Raw genomic sequence first — 22,391 nt, forward strand, 5'->3', positions numbered from 1 at the left:
GTATTAAAGGCGGAAAACGAGTTCAACCGGCGCGTCCTAATCGCATCAACAAAGAGATTCGCGCCACAGAAGTTCGCTTAACAGGCGTCGATGGTGAGCAGATTGGCATTGTCAGTCTGAATGAAGCTCTTGAAAAAGCTGAGGAAGCTGGTGTTGATTTAGTAGAAATCAGTCCGAATGCCGAGCCGCCGGTTTGCCGAATCATGGATTACGGCAAATTCCTCTATGAGAAGAGCAAGTCGACAAAAGAACAGAAGAAGAAGCAAAAAGTCATACAGGTCAAGGAAATCAAATTCCGTCCTGGTACCGATGATGGCGACTATCAGGTCAAACTACGCAACCTGATTCGCTTTCTGGAAGATGGCGATAAAGCCAAAATCACCCTGCGATTCCGTGGGCGTGAAATGGCGCACCAGCAGATCGGCATGGAAGTCCTTAACCGTGTCAAAAAAGATCTGACTGAAGATTCTGATTTGGCTGTCGTGGAGTCTTTCCCGACTCGTATCGAAGGCCGTCAGATGATCATGGTGCTCGCACCTAAGAAGAGACAGTAAGGCACTCAAGTAATAGGCCTCTTTCTGCTTGCAGAGTAGGGGTCTGTTCGCCTAGCTAGCTCGTTGTAATTAACAATGCGAAGTGGATATATTCAATGCCAAAAATTAAGACAGTACGCGGCGCCGCTAAGCGCTTTAAAAAAACCGGTGCCGGTGGTTTTAAGCGTAAGCATGCCAACCTGCGTCATATTTTGACCAAAAAAGCTACTAAGCGTAAACGTCATTTACGTCCAAAAGGCATGGTATCTAAGAACGATCTAGGTTTGGTCGTAGCATGTCTGCCATACGCATAAGTAATTTTGGTTTGAATTAAGACGATAGGAGAAGTAAATGGCTCGCGTAAAACGTGGTGTGGTAGCTCGTGCACGTCACAAAAAAATATTAAAGCAGGCGAAAGGTTACTACGGTGCCCGTTCGCGCGTTTATCGTGTTGCTTTCCAGGCAGTAATCAAGGCAGGCCAATACGCCTACCGTGACCGCCGTCAACGGAAGCGTCAATTCCGCCAACTGTGGATTGCACGTATCAACGCAGCTGCTCGTCAGAATGGTCTGTCTTACAGCCGTTTCATCAATGGTCTGAAAAAGGCTTCTGTTGAGATCGACCGTAAGATCCTGGCTGACATCGCAGTATTCGATAAAGTGGCATTCTCTGCACTGGTCGAAAAAGCGAAAGTAGCTCTGGCGTAAGTCAGAATTGAAGAGGGAGCTTGTCTCCCTCTTTTAATCTTTATCTTCTTGGTAAGAAGGTTTTTTGTATGATACACGCAGTTAATTTTCGCTTCTTTTTTTACTTTAGCGCCTGATTTCAGGAGGCTTGCGCGTAAGAATAGAAACGAAAAATAGCGCCTAAGCCTCCCATCGTGGAGGCTTTTTTGTTTTTACTCTACGGCACTTACCGTGACTAGAGTGCAGATATCACTAATAGTGATATCTTGCTGATTTTGTGTAAAAAATTTATTTCAGTTATCGGGGTTTAACTCATTATATATATCCAAAGTTATTGGAGTTGCAGGTAGGCAGCAAGCGAGTAAATCCCGATGAGCTTACATAGGTAAGTGATTCGGGTGAGTGAGCGTAGCTAACACTCCAGCAGCTTCAAGAACAAAGGATATAACTACAAGCGGGCCATACTGGCCAGAGGAAGAGAGAACAATGCCACATCTCGCAGAGCTGGTTGCCAAAGCTAAAGCAGCCGTAGAAGATGCCCAAGATGTTGCCGCGTTGGATTTGGTACGCGTCGAATATCTAGGTAAAAAAGGCCATTTGACCCTTCAAATGACATCACTGCGCGAGCTGCCAGCTGAAGAGCGTCCGGCAGCGGGGGCCGTTATTAATCAGGCCAAGCAGGAAGTACAAGAAGCGCTTAATGCACGCAAGGACAAGCTGGAATCAGCGGTCATGAATGCCCGATTGGCAGCCGAAACCATTGATGTCTCTCTACCGGGGCGTCGTATGGAAAATGGTGGGTTGCATCCGGTTACCCGCACTATCGATCGTATCGAAACGTTCTTTGGTGAGTTGGGCTTTTCCGTTGAGTCTGGCCCGGAAATTGAAGATGACTATCATAACTTCGATGCATTGAATATTCCGGCTCATCACCCAGCGCGTGCTGACCACGACACCTTCTGGTTTGATGCTACCCGGTTGCTGCGCACGCAGACCTCGGGCGTGCAAATTCGCACCATGAAAACCCAGCAGCCACCTATTCGAATTATCGTGCCGGGCCGTGTGTATCGTAATGATTACGACCAAACGCACACTCCAATGTTCCATCAAATGGAAGGGCTGATTGTTGACCGTGATATCAGCTTCACCAATTTGAAAGGCACCTTGCATGACTTCTTGCGTAATTTCTTCGAAGAAGATTTGCAAATTCGTTTCCGCCCTTCCTATTTTCCGTTTACCGAACCGTCCGCTGAAGTGGATGTGATGGGTAAAAATGGTAAATGGCTTGAAGTGCTTGGTTGCGGCATGGTGCATCCAAATGTATTGCGAAACGTCGGTATTGATCCTGATATTTATTCAGGTTTTGCATTCGGTATGGGGATGGAACGCTTAACTATGTTGCGTTACGGCGTCACCGATTTGCGGGCATTCTTCGAAAATGATCTGCGTTTCCTCAAACAGTTTAAGTAAGGCGGGAATATCTCATGAAATTCAGTGAACTTTGGTTACGCGAATGGGTAAACCCAGCCATTAGTAGTGATGACCTGGCCCATCAAATCACTATGGCCGGTTTAGAAGTTGATGGTGTAGATGCGGTTGCGGGCGAATTCAATGGTGTCGTTGTCGGTCATGTTGTCGAATGTGGCCAACATCCCAACGCCGATAAACTGCGGGTGACCAAAATTGATGTAGGCGGTGACCGCTTATTGGATATCGTGTGTGGTGCACCGAACTGTCGTCAGGGCTTGAAAGTCGCTGTTGCGACTGTTGGTGCTGTGCTGCCGGGCGATTTCAAAATCAAAGCTGCTAAACTGCGTGGTGAACCATCAGAAGGCATGCTGTGCTCTTTCTCTGAGCTGGCTATTTCAGAAGATAGTGACGGTATTATTGAACTGCCTGCTGATGCGCCTATTGGTGTCGATCTGCGTGAATATCTGCATCTGGACGATAAAACCATTGAAATCAGTGTGACACCAAACCGGGCCGATTGCTTGGGCATTATTGGTGTCGCGCGCGATGTGGCGGTTGTGAATCAATTGCCATTAATCGAACCGGATATGAGTCCTGTTGCGGCTTCCATTTCAGATACATTCCCAATCCATGTAGAAGCTCCGCAGGCTTGTCCGCGCTATCTGGGCCGAGTAGTTAAAGGGATTAACGTTAAGGCTGCAACACCATTGTGGATGCGAGAGAAACTGCGCCGCTGTGGTATTCGTTCGATTGATCCGGTGGTAGACGTTACTAACTTTGTGTTGCTGGAGTTAGGCCAGCCAATGCATGCGTTTGATCTGGACCGTATTGAAGGCGGGATTATTGTTCGCCTGGCGGCTGAAGGTGAAGAATTAACACTGCTGGATGGCACAAAAGCCAAATTGAATGCAGATACGCTGGTCATTGCTGATCAGCATAAGCCGTTGGCGATGGCCGGTATCTTTGGTGGTGAACATTCAGGTGTTAACGAAGCAACCCGCAATGTCTTGCTGGAATCCGCTTTCTTCAATCCATTATCAATTACTGGTCGTGCGCGTCGCCACGGTTTGCATACCGATGCATCTCACCGCTATGAGCGTGGTGTCGACCCTGCGTTACAGCATAAAGCGATTGAGCGTGCGACACGTCTGCTAATTGATATCTGTGGTGGTGAAGCGGGGCCGGTAATTGACGTGACCGCGGCCGCAGAATTACCAAAATGCGCCACCATCACGCTACACCGTGAGAAATTGGATCGGTTGATTGGTCATCATGTCCCTTCACCGCAGGTGAGTGACATTCTGCGCCGGCTCGGTTGTCAGGTGACTGAACTCGGTTCTGATTGGCGGGCAGTAGCGCCAAGCTGGCGTTTCGATATGGAAATCGAAGAAGATCTGGTGGAAGAAGTTGCCCGCATCTACGGTTATAACAATATCCCGGATGTGCCTATCAAAGCTGATTTGGTGATGACCAAACATCGCGAAGCTGATTTATCATTGAAGCGTGTAAAAACCGCTTTAGTCGATCGCGGCTATCAGGAAGCAATTACTTACAGTTTTGTTGACCCGAAAGTACAAGCACTTCTGCACCCACAGCAAGACGCATTAATTTTGCCAAGCCCTATCTCGATTGAGATGTCTGCGATGCGCTTATCATTGTTGACAGGTTTACTGTCAGCAGTGGTTTATAACCAGAATCGCCAGCAATCTCGCTTGCGTTTATTTGAAAGTGGGTTACGCTTTGTACCTGATAGTACAGCAGATCTCGGGGTTAGACAGGATGTAATGCTAGCCGGTGTCATTGCTGGCCACCGTTTTGAAGAGCATTGGGATCTGGCGCGTCAGCCAATCGACTTCTATGATTTGAAAGGTGATCTGGAAGCAATTCTGGAACTTACCGGCAAATTATCTGATGTTCAGTTCCGTGCACAAGCACATCCTGCACTGCATCCAGGGCAGAGTGCGGCAATTTATTTAGCAGGGGAACACATTGGTTTCATTGGTGTAGTTCATCCTGAGTTGGAACGTAAGCTGAGTCTAAATGGTCGGACTGTGGTGTTTGAAGTGCAGTGGAACAAGCTCGCAGACCGCGCTGTGCCTCAGGCCAGCGAGATTTCACGCTTCCCAGCAAACCGTCGTGACATCGCCGTTGTGGTGGCCGAAAACGTCCCCGCAGAAGATATTTTGGCGGAGTGTAAGAAAGTTGGCGCAAATCAGGTAGTTGGCGTAAACTTGTTTGATGTGTACCGTGGCAAGGGCGTAGCAGAGGGCTATAAGAGTCTGGCTATTAGTCTGGTGTTGCAGGATACCGCACGTACACTGGAAGAAGAGGAGATCGCCGCTACCGTTGCAAGATGTGTAGAGGCGTTAAAACAGCGATTCCAAGCATCCTTGAGGGATTGAACCTATGGCGCTTACTAAAGCTGAAATGTCAGAACATCTGTTTGAAAAGCTAGGGCTTAGCAAACGTGATGCCAAAGATCTGGTTGAGTTATTCTTTGAGGAAGTACGTCGTGCTCTCGAGAATGGCGAACAGGTCAAACTGTCTGGCTTTGGCAATTTTGATCTGCGAGACAAGAACCAACGTCCGGGCCGTAATCCGAAGACGGGTGAGGACATTCCTATTACGGCGCGCCGTGTGGTGACTTTCCGTCCAGGGCAAAAGCTAAAAAGCCGGGTAGAGAGTGCTACTCCAAAAGAGTAAGTATTTCCCCAAACAAAAGGCCGCGCAAGCGGCCTTTTTCTTGCCTGTACCTCATTGAAAATCATCGATTTTATTTTATAAGTGCCCACATCATGACCGCAGGTTGGGGCCATTTCCCTTTATTTGTTTTCTACCTTAGCCTTAAGGTGGGATCACTGAAACCAATGGGGTTGATTGGCAATGGAATTTTCAGCATTTAGTTTGTCTAGTCTACAACCGTTGCCAAAGCATTAATCTAGAGTAGGATTTGTCATGTTTCTGCTAATGTTCGGTGGAGTGGCACCATTCATTCTATAACATTTTTTTTAATTAAATTGTAAGGGCTATATTAATCATTAAGTGATAATTAATTTTTGCATCCAAATCAGATTGGGCGTGATTATATTTTCATGAAATACTTAAGTTAGCACTCAATATATTTTCTAAATAAATTAGACTATTCTTATTGAATGCCAGTTTTATACTTGTTTTTTAGGATGTAATCTAACGCAACTGATGGTTGTCATAATGCATCCTTGGGCCGCCACCGCCACCGCCACCGCCACCGCCACCGCCACCGCCATGCGGTGGGAATATACAGCAAGCTGATAATGTAGTGCTTAATAAGAGTACTATTGTCATTAACGTTATACGTTGCATTTTATTTGTCTCATCTTTTATTATCGGGCTAAGCTGGGATTATAATTCAATACAATAAATGTCACTGTCAGATAAACGTTAAGATATGTTAGGAGTGGTGGTAAATGAAAATGTCTGACTTGTAAGGACTGTATGTATTGCGTAAGTAAGATGAAATGAAAATGAAAAGAGCGGATTGTCTGATAGATGGTTTTTATTTTCGCTGATATAAATTTAATAACTGTTAAATAATATATTCGGATGTATATGAAAAGATATCTGCTATTACTTGGGGTGTTGGCATTAATGCCATCGTTTGCACAGGCAGACGTATCACTTGACATCAATATACCCGGAGTCAGCTTACATCTAGGTGATCAGGACAACCGTGGCTATTACTGGGATGGTTATGATTGGCGTCCGCCACAGTGGTGGCATGAACATCGTGGTGGCCATATTGGTGATCGCAATGACCGTGGCTATTATTGGGACGGGGGGCGTTGGCAACATCCACAACCGCAGGATGGCCATAACCCGTTCCGTGGGCAGCAAGGTAGTCAACGCCATAATGAACGCAGCGATTACGGTAATTCGCCACAGCACAATAATGGCAGTGAGAATAATGGGCGCGGCCAGCCAGTGAATAATAGCCGACAGGGTAGTGGTGCTAAGCAAGGTGGGCCAAATAATAACGATAATCATGATGGTCAGCCACCCTACCCATCGCAAAATAAGGGCCATCGTTGACAGTAAGTAACCGATGAATGCAGGCTTTGTCGCTAAAATCATCGACAGAGTTTGCGTTCTCTTGCCATAAAAAAGTCTTATTCTTCATGCAAAACTTCCCCTTATCGCGTTAACCCCCTACTATCTGTAGCCTAGCTATGGGTATCAGCCCCTAATATTTATGAGACATCTTCAGGTTAATCCTGAGGCAGCGACCGAGGATGTAATGCAGACCAGTCAGTTATTTACTGCGCTTCAACAGCGGCAACAACAACGTGATCACCGTTACCTCAAGGGATTGGTGGTGATACTTTTTTTTGCGCTGGTAGTCAGCTTGTGTGCTGGAGATGCGTGGATTTGGCCCACTCAGTGGTTCGGTGAAAGCGGGCAATTATTCGTCTGGCAGTTGCGCTTGCCCCGAGCCTTAGCCGTAATGATGGTTGGTGCAAGTCTTGCTGTTGCGGGTGCTGTAATGCAGGCATTGTTTGAAAATCCATTAGCCGAACCCGGTCTGTTGGGGGTGGCGAATGGTGCAGGTGTTGCATTAGTTATGGCGGTCTTGCTAGGGCACGGGTTATTGCCGATCTGGTTTTTAAGTGGCTGTGCTATTGCTGGAGCCTTACTTATGACGGTGCTGCTGTTAGGTTTCGCTCGCCGGCGTTTGTTGACTAACGCTCGTCTGTTACTGGTTGGTGTTGCATTGGGGATCGTTTGCAGCGCGGTGATGACATGGGCTGTTTATTTCAGTACCAGCTTGGATTTACGCCAGTTGATGTATTGGATGATGGGGGGATTCAGCGGCATAGATTGGCGACAGCAGGGATTGGTCGTAGCATTGGTGCCGATCGTGGTATGGCTTTGTTGCCAGGGGCGAGTGCTCAATTTTATGTCATTGGGTGAGCAGCAAGCCAGGCAGTTGGGGATCCCACTCCATTTATGGCGGAACTTATTAGTACTGGCTATAGGATTGCTGGTAGGTATTAGTGTTGCTCTGGCTGGTGTTATCAGCTTTATTGGCCTGGTTATTCCCCATATCTTGCGATTGACCGGTTTAACTGACCAACGCCATCTGCTAAGCGGATGTGCACTAGCTGGCGCTGGAATACTGTTGTTTGCGGATGTTATCGCACGTATCGCTCTATTTTCGGCTGAGCTGCCCATTGGTGTGGTGACCGCAACGTTGGGTTCGCCATTATTTATCTGGTTGCTGACACGAGTGAAAAGTGTAAAGTGATCTGCCTTACACCTATTGATACTCTTGTAAGTTCATCTGTATATCATCACTGAATAAGGATCCTTCCTGATGAGTAATCCAATTTATTCCATTCCTGTTAAAACCATTGAAAGTGAATCTATTCTGCTGGAAAAGTATAAAGGCTCAGTGCTGTTGGTGGTTAATGTAGCTTCTCAGTGTGGTCTGACTAAGCAGTATGAAGGGCTTGAAAACCTCTATAAAACATATCATCAGCAAGGTTTTGAAGTCTTAGGTTTTCCGAGTAATGAATTTGCGGGGCAGGAGCCTGGCAGTGATGAAGAGATCCAAGCTTTCTGCCGTGGCACATTTGGGGTTGAATTTCCGATGTTTAGTAAAATTGAGGTTAATGGCCCGCAACGGCACCCTTTGTACCAGCAATTGATTGCGGCTAAGCCTGTCGCAATAAAACCGGAAGGGAGCGAATTTTATCAACGGTTAGCCAGTAAGGGGCGTGAGCCAAAGCAACCGGGTGATATTCTGTGGAATTTTGAGAAATTCCTGGTTAGTCGTGAGGGCGAAGTCCTTGAGCGTTTTGCTCCCGATATGGCACCAGAAGATTCGATTCTAATCAGTGCAATTACTCAAGCGTTAGCCACCAAATAATTTACCGACAACAGGTTTATTTTGATGCTTTTGCAACTCAGCAATGTCCATGTCGAAACCCGCCTTGCGCCTTTTTCTGCCCAGGTGGCTGCTGGGTTGCAAATTCATTTGATAGGTCCAAATGGTGCCGGGAAAAGTACTCTGTTGGCCGCTCTGGCAGGCATGTTGCCTGCTCGTGGTGATATTTTACTGGCCGGGCAACCACTGCCCATCTATGCAGGGCACGACTTGGCCCGTTCACGAGCATATCTAAGTCAACAGCAATCGGCTCTGACTCTAATGCCGGTTTTCCAATATCTGGCTCTGTATCAGCCAGCCGGTGCCGCTTTGGATGCTGTAGCGGCAACGATTGGTTATCTCTGTAAAAAATTACGATTAACCGATAAATTGCCAAGAATGTTATCGCAACTTTCAGGCGGCGAGTGGCAGCGTGTTCGGCTCGCGGCGGTATTCTTGCAAGTTTGGCCGGATATCAACGCTGACAGCAAGCTGCTATTACTTGATGAACCCTATACCGGGCTTGATGTGGCGCAAAAAGTGGCACTTGATAGTCTGCTTGCTGAGTTTTGTGCGGCTGGGCGCAGTGCTATCATTAGTGCTCATGACCTTAACCATACCTTGCAACAGGCTGATCAGGTTTGGTTAATGTCTAAAGGGGACGTGCTTGCACAGGGTGGGGCTAAACAGGTAATGGAGGCAGATATTTTATCTGATGTGTTCGAAGTGGAGTTTCAAATACATAGTTTTGATGGCCAGAATTGGATTATTACAAAAAGCATATGATGCTTACATTTAGCTACTAAGTTTATTGGTAGTATAAAATTAATAACCTGTATTTATAATTTGCATTAATATTTATTATGACGCCTATTTTTCTTTTTCTCCGCAGATAAAATCTATTAAATCATTGTGATGAAACATCCCACAGTGTTTTATGTTAGTTGTTTGATTTTTCTATGAAAACTAATTCCTTTCTTCGTGACATACCCTTTCTGAATATATCAGCAAAAAAACGCTATCTTAAGGTTTATTTAAGGTTAATGGACTAGAGTTGACCCTAGCAGACCACCGGTTTATCTGATGGGCGTTTAGTTTTCGTTAACTTAAGTGAGCATATAGTTGCCGACAGCTCTGGTGTCCTAAGGGATTATTCAATGCAGAATTTTTTGCCATTTTCACGTCCGTCAATCGGTACGGACGAAATTAATGCGGTCATAAATGTATTAGGCTCAGGTTGGATAACCACCGGCCCACAGAATCAACAGTTAGAAACTGATTTTTGTAAGGCATTTGGTTGCAAGCATGCTATTGCTGTCAGTTCGGCCACTGCGGGAATGCATATCACCTTGATGGCCTTGGGTATTGGCCCAGGGGATGAAGTTATTACCCCGTCTCAAACGTGGGTTTCTACTCTTAATATGATTGTGTTGCTGGGCGCTGAGCCGGTAATGATTGATGTTGATCGCGACACTTTAATGGTAAATGCTGCGGATGTTGCAGCAGCTATCACCGCAAAAACCAAAGCCATTATCCCGGTACATTATGCCGGCGCTCCCTGTGATCTTGATGCTTTGCGTTTAATTGCTCAGCATCAAGGTATCCCATTGATTGAAGATGCGGCCCATGCTGCTGGCACCCGCTATGGTAATCAATGGATTGGCGAGAAGGGCACCGCTATTTTCTCTTTCCATGCCATTAAAAACATGACTTGTGCTGAAGGCGGCTTAATTGCCACTGATGATGATGAGCTAGCCGACAAAGTACGGCAACTTAAGTTTCATGGCCTGGGTGTGGATGCCTTTGATCGACAGCGACAAGGGCGTAGCCCACAGGCCGAAGTCATAGTGCCTGGTTATAAATATAACTTATCTGATATTCACGCAGCGATTGCGGTAGTGCAACTCAGGCGTTTACCTGAAATCAATGCTCGTCGCCAAGAATTAGTTGCCCGCTACTATAAGGCATTGAACGATTCCCCCTTGCAACCCCTGGCGGTTCCCGACTATGCCCATCTCCATGCATGGCATCTGTTTATGGTGCGTGTTGATGAAGGTCGCTGCGCAATGAGTCGCGACTCACTGATGGAGCGGTTGAAAGAGTCAGGAATTGGTACTGGTCTGCATTTTCGTGCCGCCCATACTCAAAAGTATTATCGCGAACGCTATCCACAGTTGCACTTACCCAATACCGAGTGGAATTCCGCCAGATTATGCACATTGCCCCTTTTCCCCGACATGCTAGACAGTGATGTTGACCGGGTAGTTGATGCATTGGCAACTATTATAGGGCCGCACCGTGTTACAAAATGAGCAAATCAAAAAAGTATCAATAGTTATCCCTGTTTATAACGAGCAAGAGAGCTTGCCGGCATTAATAGAGAGGACGTCGGCTGCCTGTAAGTTACTCACCCAACCTTATGAAATTATTCTGGTTGATGACGGGAGTAGTGATAGTTCTGCTGAAATTTTGACAACAGCGGCGAACGTACCTGAAAACCACATAATCGCAGTTTTGCTAAATCGTAATTATGGCCAACATTCAGCCATTATGGCTGGATTCAATCAGGTTAGTGGTGATTTGGTCATTACACTTGATGCTGATCTGCAAAACCCGCCGGAGGAAATCCCACGGCTGGTCAGTGTGGCAGAAGAGGGCTACGACGTCGTCGGGACTGTGCGCGCTAATCGGCAAGATTCGCTGTTTCGTAAAACAGCCTCCCGTTTGATTAATCTGATGATTCAACGTGCTACAGGTAAATCTATGGGTGACTATGGCTGCATGTTACGAGCCTACCGCCGTCATATCGTAGAAGCAATGTTACACTGTCACGAACGCAGTACCTTTATTCCCATTCTGGCAAACACCTTTGCCCGCCGTACCACTGAAATTACAGTTCATCATGCTGAGCGCGAATTCGGTGACTCAAAATACAGCCTGATGAAGCTCATTAATCTCATGTATGACTTGATAACTTGCCTGACAACGACCCCATTACGTCTGTTAAGCCTGGTGGGCAGTGTCATTGCACTTTCTGGTTTTACTCTTGCTGTGCTGTTAGTGGTTTTGCGTTTGGTATTTGGCCCGGAATGGGCAGGCGGCGGTGTCTTTACGCTCTTTGCCGTGTTGTTCATGTTCATCGGTGCCCAATTCGTTGGTATGGGGCTACTCGGTGAATACATCGGTCGAATTTATAACGATGTGCGCGCGCGCCCACGTTATTTCATACAGAAAGTGGTCGGGACAGAGCATACCGACAATAATCAGGAAGTAGAAAAATGAAAGCGATTGTATTTGCCTATCATGATATTGGCTGTGTAGGTCTAAAAGCACTAGTAGCAGCAGGTTACGATATTCAGGCAGTATTTACCCATACTGACGATCCTAATGAGAATCGTTTTTTCTCTTCAGTGGCCCGGGTTGCTGCTGATTTAGAACTTCCTGTATTTGCACCGGATGATGCCAATCATCCGTTATGGGTTGAGCGTATTAAGCAATTACAGCCGGATATTATTTTCTCTTTCTATTATCGCAATATGCTGTGTGATGAAATTTTGTCGTTAGCACCGCAAGGAGGGTTCAATTTACACGGCTCCTTGTTGCCGAAATACCGTGGGCGTGCTCCGATTAACTGGGCGCTGGTTAATGGGGAGACCGAAACAGGTGTAACCTTGCACCAAATGGTAAAAAAAGCTGATGCAGGCCCAATTGTGGGCCAACACAAAGTTACCATCAGCGATACAGATACTGCATTGACATTACATGCAAAAATGCGTGAAGCGTCGCAAGAGTTGTTACGTGATTTATTGCCAAAAATGAAGTGTTCTTCACTGCATCTGACACCACAAAAAGAAGCCGATGCCAGCTATTTTGGCCGACGAACTGCTGCTGATGGAGAGGTCAATTGGCAAAAGTCAGCATCAGATATCAATAATTTAGTTCGTGCCGTGACGGAGCCTTATCCCGGGGCATTCAGCTATCTTGGGCAGCGTAAACTCATCATCTGGCGTGCGCGACCGCTGAAGATGGCACACGGAAAGTTACCCGGCACCATACTCTCAATTTCACCTTTAGTTGTCGCCTGCGGTGAAGGTGCGCTGGAGATTGTTACTGGTCAGGGAGACGCGGGTTTGTATGTTCAGGGTAGTCGATTAGCCCAAGAAATGGGCATTGTCACGGATGTGCGTTTAGCTAACAGACCAAGCAATGCTTTGAAAAGACGTACCCGTGTACTGATCCTTGGTGTGAACGGCTTCATTGGTAATCACTTAACCGAACGCTTGTTGCGTGATGACCGTTACGAAGTCTATGGTCTGGATATTGGTTCTGATGCTATTAGTCGTTTCTTGGATAACCCTTTCTTCCATTTCGTGGAAGGCGACATCAGTATTCATTCCGAATGGATCGAATATCATATTAAAAAATGTGATGTCATTTTGCCGCTGGTGGCTATTGCGACGCCAATTGAATATACCCGCAATCCACTGCGTGTTTTCGAATTAGATTTTGAAGAAAATTTAAAGATTGTTCGCGATTGCGTTAAATACAATAAACGTATTGTCTTCCCATCCACTTCTGAAGTTTATGGTATGTGTGATGACAAAGAGTTTGACGAGGACAGTTCGCGACTGATTGTTGGGCCAATTAACAAACAACGCTGGATATATTCGGTATCCAAACAATTATTGGATCGTGTTATCTGGGCTTATGGTGCGAAAGAAAACCTCAGATTCACATTGTTCCGCCCATTTAACTGGATGGGGCCACGTTTGGATAACCTTGACGCTGCTCGTATTGGCAGTTCCCGCGCCATTACACAATTGATATTAAATCTGGTTGAAGGCTCTCCTATTCAACTGGTTGATGGTGGCGCGCAAAAACGCTGTTTTACTGATATTCATGATGGCATTGAAGCGCTATTTCGCATTATTGAGAACAATGATGGCTGCTGTGATGGTCAGATAATCAATATTGGTAACCCGACGAATGAGGCCAGTATTCGCGAATTAGCGCAAATGCTGCTGAGTAGTTTTGAAAAACATCAATTACGTGGTCACTTCCCACCATTTGCTGGCTTTAAAGATATCGAAAGCAGTGCCTATTATGGTAAAGGCTATCAGGATGTCGAATATCGCACCCCCAGCATCACGAATGCGCGACGTATTTTACATTGGCAGCCAGAAATCGCTTTGCAGCAAACTGTCAGCGAAACCTTGGATTTCTTCCTTCGTGGTGCTGTACTGGAACTGGGTGAAACCCAAAAGGATGAGCATTATCTATGAAGCAAGTTGGACTAAGAATTGATGTGGATACCTACCGTGGAACAAAAGAAGGTGTGCCATCATTACTTGCTGTATTGGAACAGTATGATATCAGCGCCAGCTTTTTCTTCAGTGTTGGCCCAGATAATATGGGGCGTCACTTGTGGCGTCTTTTCCGACCTCGTTTCTTGTGGAAGATGTTGCGTTCTAATGCCGCTTCGCTTTATGGCTGGGATATCTTACTGGCCGGAACCGCCTGGCCGGGTAAAAAAATCGGTAAAGACCTTGGCTCATTAATGAAAGCCACGTTACAAGCAGGGCATGAGGTTGGTTTGCATGCATGGGATCATCAAGGCTGGCAAGCTAAGGTTGCATCGTGGTCAACACAACAGCTAACTGAGCAGGTTCAATGGGGTGTGGATGCATTACAGAACAGCATTGGGCAGCCGGTAACTTGTTCCGCGGCTGCCGGCTGGCGTGCAGACTCGCGGGTGTTAGCCATCAAGCAACCGTTCGCTTTTCGTTATAACAGTGATTGTCGTGGTACTCATCCTTTCCGCCCCCTATTACCTGATGGCAGTCTTGGCAGTGTACAAATTCCTGTTACGTTGCCAACGTACGATGAAGTCGTAGGGAGTGAAGTGCGGGCTGAGGATTTTAATAATTTCATCATTGAAGCTATTTTGCGTGATAGAGGTGTCTCGGTTTATACCATTCATGCTGAAGTTGAAGGGATGTCTCAGGCAGTAATGTTTGAGCAATTATTAGTCCAGGCCAAAAAACAAGGTATCCAGTTTTGCCCGCTTCGAGAGTTATTACCCGATGATTTAGATTTATTGCCGATAGGGACCGTCGAGCGTACCACCTTTCCTGGCCGAGAGGGTTGGTTAGGGTGTCAGACAAAAATTAAGGATGTCGGATGAAACTGTTAAAAGGAGGCGGGGCAGCACTGTTGGCGTTGTTTTTTGCTTTGCTATACCTATTGCCAATCAATAGTCGTTTACTGTGGCAACCTGACGAAACTCGCTACGCTGAGATTAGCCGGGAAATGTTGCAACGTGGTGATTGGGTTGTGCCGCATTTTCTGGGGATCCGCTATTTCGAAAAGCCTATCGCTGGATATTGGTTTAATAATATTAGCCAGTGGATATTTGGCGACACTAATTTTGCCGTCCGATTTGGTTCCATTTTTAGTACCGCGCTAAGTGCAATATTAGTCTATTGGTTAGCGACTTTATTGTGGCGTAATCGCTCCACATCGGTACTGGCGACATTAATTTATCTCTCCATGTTGTTGGTATTTAGTATCGGCTCCTATGCGGTATTGGACCCGATGATTTCATTATGGTTGACCGCTTCAATGGTCTGTTTTTATCTCACATTGCGGGCCGAAACCTTGGCGCAGAAGGTGGGGGCTTACCTTTTGCTCGGCCTTGCTTGTGGCATGGGCTTTATGACCAAAGGTTTTCTGGCGTTGGCCGTGCCGGTTATTTCGGTATTGCCTATTGTCATACAGCAAAAGCGAATAAAAGAACTCATCATTTTTGGCCCGATAGCGATATTGGGTGCGGTAATCTTGAGCTTGCCGTGGGCATTGGCCATCGCGCAACGTGAACCCGATTTCTGGCATTACTTCTTTTGGGTTGAACATATTCAGAGATTCGCTGAAAAAGATGCTCAACATAAAGCCCCCATTTGGTATTACCTGCCTATTCTTTGCATCGGTGTATTGCCGTGGTTGGGGTTATTACCGGGAGCGTTACTTAAAGGGTGGCGTGAACGGGTGGCAAAACCAGAGCTGTTCTTTTTGCTCAGTTGGGTCGTCATGCCGTTGTTATTCTTCAGTGTGGCTAAAGGAAAACTCCCAACGTATATCTTGCCATGTATGGCTCCACTATCTTTACTGATGGCGGCATATGCAACAGATTGCGCCAGTAACATGCGTATGCGCGCGCTGAAAATAAATGGTGCAATAAATCTTATTTTTGGATTAGTTTGCGCGCTGGCGGTATTAGTTATTGGTTTGAATTTGGTAGGGCACTTGGTCGCCTATGGGCCACACGAGCAGCAGAAAGTAGTGTTGGGGATAGTCGCCTTTACTGGATGGGGGTTGGTGGGACTGATTACATTGTATAATAACGCCCGTTATTGGCGTTGGGCTGCCGCCTGTCCATTATTGTTGGTTTTGCTGGTGGGTTACCTGATTCCTCAACAGGTTATTGATTCCAAACAGCCGCAAAATTTTATTCAGAATAATTTTGATGCGTTGAGCAGCAGTCGCTATGTGCTTACCGACAGTGCGGGGGTAGCGGCAGGGTTAGCGTGGCAACTGAAACGTAGCGATATACTGATGTTCAGCGAAAAGGGCGAGCTGTCTTATGGGCTGAACTATGCTGACAGCAAAGATAAATACATTAGCAATAAAGATTTTAGTGAATGGTTGGCTCATGCAAGGCAGCAAGGTGACGTGTCGTTAGTTGTGCAATTATCTCGCGGTGAGGACATCTCTGCCCATTATCCGGTAGCCGACAAGGTTAATTTAATGAATCGTTTGGCACTTTTGTGGTACCAAAAGACACCATGACAAATTATTTGCTATTGATAGTTGTCAGTTTATTGACCTGTGCGGGGCAACTGTGTCAGAAGCAAGCTGCACAATGCTGGGGGCAATCTGGTGAAAAACGGCTTGCGCCAACACTGCGTTGGCTTGCTATCGCAGTGATATTGCTGGGCTTAGGAATGGTGCTGTGGTTACGTTTATTGCAACATCTGCCTTTGAGTGTGGCTTATCCGCTATTAAGCTTTAACTTTGTGTTGGTGACCTTGGCCGCGCAGTTGTTTTATGGAGAAAAGGCAACTTCTCGCCATTGGTTGGGTGTTGCCGCCATTATGTTTGGCATCCTTTTGATTAGTTGGCATTTATGAAAGGTTACCTGTGGGGAATAGGCAGTGTGGTGTTGGTGACCATGGCCCAACTCATGTTGAAGTGGGGGATGATGCATACCCCATTAATATCGTTGGCAGATATTAATGGTCAGTTTTTAGCACATCATCTGACACAATTAATGGCGGTAACTTTCGGGCTAGCCGGCTATGCAGTATCTATGTTGTGCTGGTTTTTTGCCTTAAGGTATTTGCCACTCAATCGAGCCTATCCATTACTGAGTCTTAGTTATGCGCTCGTCTATTTAGCCGCTGTATTGTTACCCTGGTTCAATGAGTCGGCGACGTTATTAAAAACGTTAGGGGCGGGGTTTATCCTACTGGGGATATGGCTGATTCACACCAAACCTATAAAAAGTGATTAAATCTATTATCTCATTCATATAACTTGTTTTTTCCAGACTCGATAGCTAAATTAGCTCTACTGGTACCTCTTGCTGGCCAGATATAGCGCCGAATAGCTTGCTGTGCGGTGGATTGGCTAAGCCTTACCCTGGTGATATCTCGATGCGGATGCGTTTCTGGATCTTTTTGGTCAGTATGATTCTTGCTGGTTGTAGCAGCCATGCTCCAACACCGAGTGGTCACTTATCAGATTCTATTGTGGTAGTTGCTAAACTGAATGAACAACTGCGTCAATGGGAAGGAACGCCATACCGTAATGGTGGGCTGGATCAAAGTGGGGTTGATTGTTCAGGGTTTGTTTACCGCACATTCCGTGATCGTTTTGATATGCAATTACCCCGAACAACAGCAGCGCAGACCACCTTAGGCACTAAAGTCTCTCGTGATGAACTCATGCCTGGCGACTTGGTGTTTTTCAAAACTGGCAGTGGACAAAATGGGCTGCATGTCGGTATTTACGATACTAATGATGAATTTATTCATGCCTCAACGAGTAAAGGTGTGATCCGTTCATCGCTAGAAAATGTTTATTGGAAACGTGTGTACTGGCAAGCGCGTCGCATTTGATGCATTTTCGATATAGTTCTTAATCAATACAGAATGAATCCTCGAACCTAAAGATATCGGCGTTGGTTATGTTATCTTAATAGCTGCTTATTTTGGTTCGGAGCCGCGTTTATGTCATCCCTTCGCTTACTCATTTCTGATTCTTATGACCCCTGGTTTAATCTGGCGGTAGAAGAGTGCATTTTCCGTCAGATGTCCCCGGATCAGCGAGTGTTATTTTTGTGGCGTAATGCTGACACCGTGGTGATAGGCCGCGCTCAGAATCCATGGAAAGAGTGTAATACGCGCCAAATGGAGCAAGATGGCGTGAAGCTGGCTCGGCGCAGCAGCGGCGGCGGGGCGGTATTTCATGATTTGGGCAATACCTGTTTCACCTTTATGGCGGGTAAACCTGAATATGATAAAACGGTCTCCACTCAAATTATTCTTACTGCGTTAGCCTCGCTCGGAATTCAGGCCACCGCTTCAGGTCGTAATGATTTGGTGGTTAAGAACGGTGATGATGAGCGCAAAGTTTCGGGCTCGGCATATAAAGAGACCAAAGATCGTGGTTTTCATCATGGCACATTGTTATTGAGTGCGGATCTGAGTCGTTTGGCCGATTACCTTAATCCTGATCCGAAAAAATTGCAGGCCAAAGGGATTACATCAGTGCGCTCCCGAGTCACCAATCTGGTGGAGCTATTACCGGGAATTGAGCATCAACAGATTTGTGTCGCCATTGAGCAGGCTTTTTTCGATTATTATAATGAAAAGGTGCTGGCGGAAAGAATCTCCCCACAAGCATTGCCCGACCTACCTGGTTTTACCGAACAATTTGCTAAACAGAGTAGCTGGGAATGGAATTTCGGTCAGGCCCCCGCCTTTAGCCACTTAGTCGATACCCGTTTTATTTGGGGCGGAATTGAACTGCATTTTGATGTATTACAGGGTGCCATCGCTCGCTGCCAAATCTTTACGGATAGTTTGAATCCGGCTCCGCTGGAAGCTTTGGCTGAGCGGCTACAAGGGACGGTGTATCGTCCCGAGGCTATTAACGTTGTTTGTCAGCAATTAAGCGATGATTTTCCTGAGTCACACGCTGAGCTGTTGCAAGTTAGTCACTGGCTGGCTGAGGTATTACGCTGATGACCCCTTTTAACTTTATTCCATCAGATAGCGCTTCAGAATCTGAGAAGACGCCTCAATTTAATAATAGCTACGGGCAGCAATTGAGTGGTTTTTATACTCACTTGCAACCAACGCCGTTAAAGGGGGCACGCTTGCTGTACCACAGTTCCCCTTTAGCGCAGGAGCTTGGGCTGGATGAGAGTTGGTTTAGTTTGCCGAAAGCCAGCGTATGGGCAGGAGAGGCTTTGCTACCAGGTATGGAGCCGCTGGCACAAGTATATAGTGGCCACCAGTTCGGCGTATGGGCAGGGCAGCTCGGGGATGGCCGTGGGATTTTGCTCGGGGAACAACAACTCAGTGACGGCCGCAGTATGGATTGGCATTTGAAAGGCGTAGGGTTAACCCCTTATTCCCGCATGGGGGATGGGCGGGCCGTTTTGCGCTCAGTCGTCCGGGAGTTTTTAGCCTCCGAAGCATTGCACCATCTAGGAATACCTACCAGCCGTGCACTGACCATTGTTACCAGCGAACATCCTGTTTATCGTGAGCAACCAGAACGTGGGGCGATGCTATTACGCGTGGCTGAAAGTCATGTTCGTTTTGGCCATTTCGAACACTTCTATTATCGACAGCAGCCTGCACAGGTCAGACAGTTGGCTGATTATGTTATTGCTCGTCACTGGCCGCAATGGGCCGGTCAACCGGAAAGTTACCTGTTGTGGTTTACTGATGTGGTAAAACGCACGGCACGTTTAATCGCTCATTGGCAAACGGTCGGTTTTGCTCATGGTGTGATGAATACCGATAATATGTCGATTCTTGGTATTACCATGGACTATGGTCCATTTGGTTTTCTTGATGACTATGTACCGGGATATATTTGCAATCACTCTGATGGTCAGGGGCGTTATGCTTTCGATAATCAGCCAGCGGTCGCACTATGGAATCTGCATCGGTTGGGGCAGGCGTTGTCCGGCTTAATGTCGGTGGAGCAGCTACAGTTGGCACTAGGGGCTTATGAGCCAGAGTTAATGGCAGCTTATGGCCAACAGATGCGCGCTAAACTAGGTTTTGTCGAAAACAGCAGCCAGGATAACGAGTTACTGACAGGATTATTGAGTTTGATGATTCAAGAGGGGCGAGATTATACCCGTACATTCCGCTTGTTGAGCCAGGTTGAAATGCATTCGGCGCAATCGCCACTACGTGATGATTTTATCGATAGAGCCGGTTTTGACAGTTGGTACCACCGTTATCGTACACGTCTGCAACAAGAGCCGATTGACGATGTTCAGCGTCAGCAATTGATGAAAGCGGTTAACCCGAAATATATATTGCGTAACTACCTGGCACAGCAAGTGATTGATCACGCTGAAAAGGATGATATTCAACCGCTACAGCGGTTGCATCAGGCATTACAGCATCCTTTCGCAGAGCAACCTGAATTTGATGACTTGGCGGCATTACCCCCTGACTGGGGGAAACATCTGGAAATCTCCTGTTCCAGTTAGTTGGTTGCATATCCAACGTATTCAGTGACTCGGGTGAGTAACAGCCGCTAACTTAGCTGCGGCTTCAAGGATGAAAGGTATTGCAATCACTCCTACTCGTCGCTAACAGAAGACGCTTTTACCGGCTGGACTCCCCGGCACTCCGCAACTGTTGTAGAACTTGGGGTGTTTGCAGGCCAAAACTCAGTAATGCTCTATCATCAATTACCAGTAATCGTTGCTTTTTACCCGCAGGAGTCAGAGCTATTCCCGGTAAACGCCATATATTATCAATACCACCCAGTGATTTAACGCTATATGACGTAACAATCAGCAGGTCAGGAGCACTGGCGATAATCCCTTCTTGTGATAAAGGGCGATATCCGCTGAATTTTTGCATGGTGTTGTTCAGGCCTGAAAGGCGAAATAAGCTATCCGCAGCAGTATTTTTACCCGCAGCCAGCGGCGGTAACCCCGCGTGGCTTATGATAAATAGAACCTTTACCGACAATGGTGTGGAATCTATCATTGCCAGCTGTTGCTGGTAGTGATTGATCAGTTGTCGGCCTTTCTGTTGCTGATTAACTGCGCTGGCAATCAACTGAATTTTAGTTACCACTGTTTGTGGCGAACTGTCCGCGGGAATAAGTATGACCTTTACCCCATAGTCAGTGATTTGCTTTAGCGCTCGTGACGCTGAAGCCTGTTTACGACATAACACCAACGTAGGTTGTAACGCGAGAATGCCTTCGGCATTGAGTTGTCGCAAGTAACCCACGTCGGGTAAGGCTTTCAATTCACTGGGGTGTTGGCTGGCACTATCCCTGGCCACAATGTTGGCACCTACGCCTAATGCGTAGGTGATTTCAGAGATATCACTGCCGAGTGTGATAATGCGTTGGCTGGCAATGCCACTGATTGGAATTATAATGGCAATAAATATTAGCCATTTATTCATCAGCGGAGCCTATGGCAGTCAATTCGGCCAGTTGCTGATGCCAGTGGTGCTGCTCTGGTTGGCCTTCGCTACGTTGCCCAAATAGTTGCAGAATATGGTTACCTTGAGTATCCAGCAGCTCCAGACTTGAGATGTAACCCTCTTTGGTCGGTTTGCGGGTTACCCAACTTTCTGCAATGGCATTCTCATGCAGGTGCAAAGCAAAACGGCGGTTAAGCACACTCATCCAATGAGGCGGCGGTGTTTGCTTCCCCTGACAGGCAATGAATTGTTCTATCACGCCAGTGAAGATCTGCATACACCCGGTGTTACCGACAAAGATCATCACTTCATTCTGGCAAGCCTGTGCCGCATATAAAATTTGCCTTAATGCTTTATTATCAACCGGATAAGCCAGATCATCACCGACAGCCCGGAAGGCTTGCCGGCGGGTGATTTTATTGCGTTTGAGTAGCATAAAGAACCGATGGATATCGTTCATCTTGCGCCATTCATTATCTATCGCAGCGTTATCAATGACTGTCTCTGGAGTGAACGCTTTCTCTGTGGGGGAGAACACCAACCGCGCATTGGTTTCACAGCGATACTTTTCCACCAACTGCTGCCATGCGTTAAGGTCTGTTTCTTCGGTACAGTAGATTTGATGGATTGCCTTGCCTTGCAGATTACAGCAGTGAATACTCAATTGCTTACCCTGTGGTGTCTCCTCGCTCAGGCTAAAAATGCTGTCCCATTGACGGAAAAACAGCCTTAAATCCAGCGCGCGTGGATTAAGAACCAAACCCAGGTGACCGTGCAAGCGCAAATTCTGGTACTCACCCCAATGCTCATGTATTGCATAATCGTTACGGGTGATCGATTTAGTGACACCGACACTGGCCAACTCAGTCAGCAGTCTATCGGCACTGATATCCAGGCGTTGCGCATCCTGTCCTACCCGCGCATAAAATAGCTCGGCTTCACTGATATTCATCATACGAGCGATATCGTGTAGAGGCTTGCTGGGGTGTTGCTGCCGAGTGTTGAGATAGTGTTGGTAATGTGATATTTCCATGAGCCGCTTCC

Annotated in this window: 23 protein-coding genes and 1 other annotated feature; of the genes, 20 read left to right on the top strand and 3 right to left on the bottom strand. The window is 46.7% G+C overall.

Annotated features, from left to right (window positions below):
• The first annotated feature begins 2 nt into the window (after positions 1–2).
• The 6 genes from infC (at position 3) to ihfA (ending at position 5,393) form a co-directional block, all read left to right on the top strand.
• A complete protein-coding gene (gene infC / locus V1956_RS12435) occupies positions 3–554 on the top strand; it encodes a translation initiation factor IF-3 (protein ID WP_011816226.1) in 552 nt (183 codons plus the stop codon).
• Between the two features lie 95 nt (positions 555–649).
• Positions 650–847 (top strand): 50S ribosomal protein L35, encoded by a 198-nt coding sequence (rpmI, locus tag V1956_RS12440; protein ID WP_004713020.1) that lies wholly within the window; start codon positions 650–652, stop codon positions 845–847.
• Between the two features lie 37 nt (positions 848–884).
• Positions 885–1,241: a 50S ribosomal protein L20 gene (rplT, locus tag V1956_RS12445; protein WP_004706556.1), complete on the top strand. Its 357-nt coding sequence runs from the start codon at positions 885–887 to the stop codon at positions 1,239–1,241.
• A 67-nt stretch (positions 1,242–1,308) separates the two neighbouring features.
• Positions 1,309–1,431, top strand: a sequence feature (Phe leader region).
• 275 nt (positions 1,432–1,706) lie between these two features.
• Positions 1,707–2,690, top strand: a complete 984-nt coding sequence (gene pheS, locus V1956_RS12450) for a phenylalanine--tRNA ligase subunit alpha (protein WP_083158696.1) — start codon at positions 1,707–1,709, stop codon at positions 2,688–2,690.
• Between the two features lie 14 nt (positions 2,691–2,704).
• Positions 2,705–5,092, top strand: coding sequence for a phenylalanine--tRNA ligase subunit beta (gene pheT, locus V1956_RS12455; RefSeq protein ID WP_372559146.1), 2,388 nt, complete (start codon positions 2,705–2,707; stop codon positions 5,090–5,092).
• 4 nt (positions 5,093–5,096) lie between these two features.
• Entirely contained in the window at positions 5,097–5,393 is a 297-nt protein-coding gene (gene ihfA, locus V1956_RS12460; protein WP_002211830.1) for an integration host factor subunit alpha, read from the top strand.
• A gap of 483 nt (positions 5,394–5,876) precedes the next feature.
• Here ihfA and V1956_RS12465 read toward each other — a convergent pair whose 3' ends face one another.
• Positions 5,877–6,032, bottom strand: coding sequence for a hypothetical protein (locus tag V1956_RS12465; protein ID WP_442825174.1), 156 nt, complete (start codon positions 6,030–6,032; stop codon positions 5,877–5,879).
• A 246-nt stretch (positions 6,033–6,278) separates the two neighbouring features.
• Here V1956_RS12465 and V1956_RS12470 point away from each other — a divergent pair, with 246 nt between their 5' ends.
• From V1956_RS12470 to V1956_RS12535, 14 genes are all read left to right on the top strand, one after another.
• Complete coding sequence (locus V1956_RS12470; protein WP_442825175.1) at positions 6,279–6,758, top strand: DUF2502 domain-containing protein; 480 nt, start codon at positions 6,279–6,281, stop codon at positions 6,756–6,758.
• Between the two features lie 205 nt (positions 6,759–6,963).
• On the top strand, positions 6,964–7,971 hold the full coding sequence (gene btuC / locus V1956_RS12475; protein ID WP_083158699.1) for a vitamin B12 ABC transporter permease BtuC: 1,008 nt from the start codon (positions 6,964–6,966) through the stop codon (positions 7,969–7,971).
• Between the two features lie 69 nt (positions 7,972–8,040).
• The gene (locus tag V1956_RS12480) at positions 8,041–8,595 is read left to right on the top strand and encodes a glutathione peroxidase (RefSeq protein ID WP_372559143.1); all 555 of its coding nucleotides are present in this window, start codon (positions 8,041–8,043) and stop codon (positions 8,593–8,595) included.
• 24 nt (positions 8,596–8,619) lie between these two features.
• Positions 8,620–9,378 (top strand): vitamin B12 ABC transporter ATP-binding protein BtuD, encoded by a 759-nt coding sequence (btuD, locus tag V1956_RS12485; RefSeq protein WP_420075435.1) that lies wholly within the window; start codon positions 8,620–8,622, stop codon positions 9,376–9,378.
• A 371-nt stretch (positions 9,379–9,749) separates the two neighbouring features.
• Positions 9,750–10,904: a UDP-4-amino-4-deoxy-L-arabinose aminotransferase gene (arnB, locus tag V1956_RS12490; protein ID WP_372559142.1), complete on the top strand. Its 1,155-nt coding sequence runs from the start codon at positions 9,750–9,752 to the stop codon at positions 10,902–10,904.
• Positions 10,891–11,874 (top strand): undecaprenyl-phosphate 4-deoxy-4-formamido-L-arabinose transferase, encoded by a 984-nt coding sequence (gene arnC, locus V1956_RS12495; RefSeq protein WP_372559141.1) that lies wholly within the window; start codon positions 10,891–10,893, stop codon positions 11,872–11,874. Before arnB ends, arnC begins: the two co-directional genes overlap by 14 nt.
• Positions 11,871–13,874 (top strand): bifunctional UDP-4-amino-4-deoxy-L-arabinose formyltransferase/UDP-glucuronic acid oxidase ArnA, encoded by a 2,004-nt coding sequence (gene arnA / locus V1956_RS12500; RefSeq protein ID WP_372559140.1) that lies wholly within the window; start codon positions 11,871–11,873, stop codon positions 13,872–13,874. Before arnC ends, arnA begins: the two co-directional genes overlap by 4 nt.
• Positions 13,871–14,776, top strand: a complete 906-nt coding sequence (arnD, locus tag V1956_RS12505; RefSeq protein ID WP_372559139.1) for a 4-deoxy-4-formamido-L-arabinose-phosphoundecaprenol deformylase — start codon at positions 13,871–13,873, stop codon at positions 14,774–14,776. Before arnA ends, arnD begins: the two co-directional genes overlap by 4 nt.
• Entirely contained in the window at positions 14,773–16,437 is a 1,665-nt protein-coding gene (gene arnT / locus V1956_RS12510) for a lipid IV(A) 4-amino-4-deoxy-L-arabinosyltransferase (RefSeq protein WP_420074943.1), read from the top strand. The genes arnD and arnT overlap by 4 nt, the downstream gene beginning before the upstream one ends.
• Positions 16,434–16,778, top strand: coding sequence for a 4-amino-4-deoxy-L-arabinose-phosphoundecaprenol flippase subunit ArnE (arnE, locus tag V1956_RS12515; protein ID WP_420074944.1), 345 nt, complete (start codon positions 16,434–16,436; stop codon positions 16,776–16,778). Before arnT ends, arnE begins: the two co-directional genes overlap by 4 nt.
• Positions 16,775–17,161, top strand: coding sequence for a 4-amino-4-deoxy-L-arabinose-phosphoundecaprenol flippase subunit ArnF (arnF, locus tag V1956_RS12520; RefSeq protein WP_372559137.1), 387 nt, complete (start codon positions 16,775–16,777; stop codon positions 17,159–17,161). Before arnE ends, arnF begins: the two co-directional genes overlap by 4 nt.
• Positions 17,162–17,303: 142 nt before the next feature.
• On the top strand, positions 17,304–17,768 hold the full coding sequence (locus V1956_RS12525; protein ID WP_083158708.1) for an NlpC/P60 family protein: 465 nt from the start codon (positions 17,304–17,306) through the stop codon (positions 17,766–17,768).
• 111 nt (positions 17,769–17,879) lie between these two features.
• Entirely contained in the window at positions 17,880–18,896 is a 1,017-nt protein-coding gene (locus V1956_RS12530; protein WP_372569235.1) for a lipoate--protein ligase A, read from the top strand.
• Positions 18,896–20,389, top strand: coding sequence for a protein adenylyltransferase SelO (locus V1956_RS12535; RefSeq protein WP_442825176.1), 1,494 nt, complete (start codon positions 18,896–18,898; stop codon positions 20,387–20,389). The genes V1956_RS12530 and V1956_RS12535 overlap by 1 nt, the downstream gene beginning before the upstream one ends.
• Before the next feature lie 118 nt (positions 20,390–20,507).
• Here the strand turns inward: V1956_RS12535 and V1956_RS12540 are convergent, their stop codons facing one another.
• Positions 20,508–21,326, bottom strand: a complete 819-nt coding sequence (locus V1956_RS12540; RefSeq protein ID WP_372559134.1) for a heme/hemin ABC transporter substrate-binding protein — start codon at positions 21,324–21,326, stop codon at positions 20,508–20,510.
• Positions 21,319–22,380, bottom strand: a complete 1,062-nt coding sequence (locus V1956_RS12545) for a hemin-degrading factor (RefSeq protein WP_442825177.1) — start codon at positions 22,378–22,380, stop codon at positions 21,319–21,321. Before V1956_RS12545 ends, V1956_RS12540 begins: the two co-directional genes overlap by 8 nt.
• Positions 22,381–22,391: the final 11 nt, after the last annotated feature.

It is taken from the genome of Yersinia sp. 2540 StPb PI, from assembly GCF_052217165.1.
Taxonomy (GTDB): domain Bacteria; phylum Pseudomonadota; class Gammaproteobacteria; order Enterobacterales; family Enterobacteriaceae; genus Yersinia; species Yersinia enterocolitica_E.

Excerpts from the sequence above, each read along its gene's own strand:
- V1956_RS12470 (WP_442825175.1), top strand. The coding sequence starts at position 6,279 with ATGAAAAGATATCTGCTATTACTTGGGGTGTTGGCATTAATGCCATCG.
- btuC (WP_083158699.1), top strand. The coding sequence starts at position 6,964 with ATGCAGACCAGTCAGTTATTTACTGCGCTTCAACAGCGGCAACAACAA.
- arnT (WP_420074943.1), top strand. The coding sequence starts at position 14,773 with ATGAAACTGTTAAAAGGAGGCGGGGCAGCACTGTTGGCGTTGTTTTTT.
- btuD (WP_420075435.1), top strand. The coding sequence starts at position 8,620 with ATGCTTTTGCAACTCAGCAATGTCCATGTCGAAACCCGCCTTGCGCCT.
- rplT (WP_004706556.1), top strand. The coding sequence starts at position 885 with ATGGCTCGCGTAAAACGTGGTGTGGTAGCTCGTGCACGTCACAAAAAA.
- V1956_RS12525 (WP_083158708.1), top strand. The coding sequence starts at position 17,304 with ATGCGGATGCGTTTCTGGATCTTTTTGGTCAGTATGATTCTTGCTGGT.
- arnE (WP_420074944.1), top strand. The coding sequence starts at position 16,434 with ATGACAAATTATTTGCTATTGATAGTTGTCAGTTTATTGACCTGTGCG.
- arnD (WP_372559139.1), top strand. The coding sequence starts at position 13,871 with ATGAAGCAAGTTGGACTAAGAATTGATGTGGATACCTACCGTGGAACA.
- arnB (WP_372559142.1), top strand. The coding sequence starts at position 9,750 with ATGCAGAATTTTTTGCCATTTTCACGTCCGTCAATCGGTACGGACGAA.
- V1956_RS12540 (WP_372559134.1), bottom strand. The coding sequence starts at position 21,326 with ATGAATAAATGGCTAATATTTATTGCCATTATAATTCCAATCAGTGGC.
- V1956_RS12545 (WP_442825177.1), bottom strand. The coding sequence starts at position 22,380 with ATGGAAATATCACATTACCAACACTATCTCAACACTCGGCAGCAACAC.
- rpmI (WP_004713020.1), top strand. The coding sequence starts at position 650 with ATGCCAAAAATTAAGACAGTACGCGGCGCCGCTAAGCGCTTTAAAAAA.
- V1956_RS12530 (WP_372569235.1), top strand. The coding sequence starts at position 17,880 with ATGTCATCCCTTCGCTTACTCATTTCTGATTCTTATGACCCCTGGTTT.
- ihfA (WP_002211830.1), top strand. The coding sequence starts at position 5,097 with ATGGCGCTTACTAAAGCTGAAATGTCAGAACATCTGTTTGAAAAGCTA.
- V1956_RS12480 (WP_372559143.1), top strand. The coding sequence starts at position 8,041 with ATGAGTAATCCAATTTATTCCATTCCTGTTAAAACCATTGAAAGTGAA.
- arnF (WP_372559137.1), top strand. The coding sequence starts at position 16,775 with ATGAAAGGTTACCTGTGGGGAATAGGCAGTGTGGTGTTGGTGACCATG.
- V1956_RS12535 (WP_442825176.1), top strand. The coding sequence starts at position 18,896 with ATGACCCCTTTTAACTTTATTCCATCAGATAGCGCTTCAGAATCTGAG.
- pheT (WP_372559146.1), top strand. The coding sequence starts at position 2,705 with ATGAAATTCAGTGAACTTTGGTTACGCGAATGGGTAAACCCAGCCATT.
- V1956_RS12465 (WP_442825174.1), bottom strand. The coding sequence starts at position 6,032 with ATGCAACGTATAACGTTAATGACAATAGTACTCTTATTAAGCACTACA.
- arnA (WP_372559140.1), top strand. The coding sequence starts at position 11,871 with ATGAAAGCGATTGTATTTGCCTATCATGATATTGGCTGTGTAGGTCTA.
- pheS (WP_083158696.1), top strand. The coding sequence starts at position 1,707 with ATGCCACATCTCGCAGAGCTGGTTGCCAAAGCTAAAGCAGCCGTAGAA.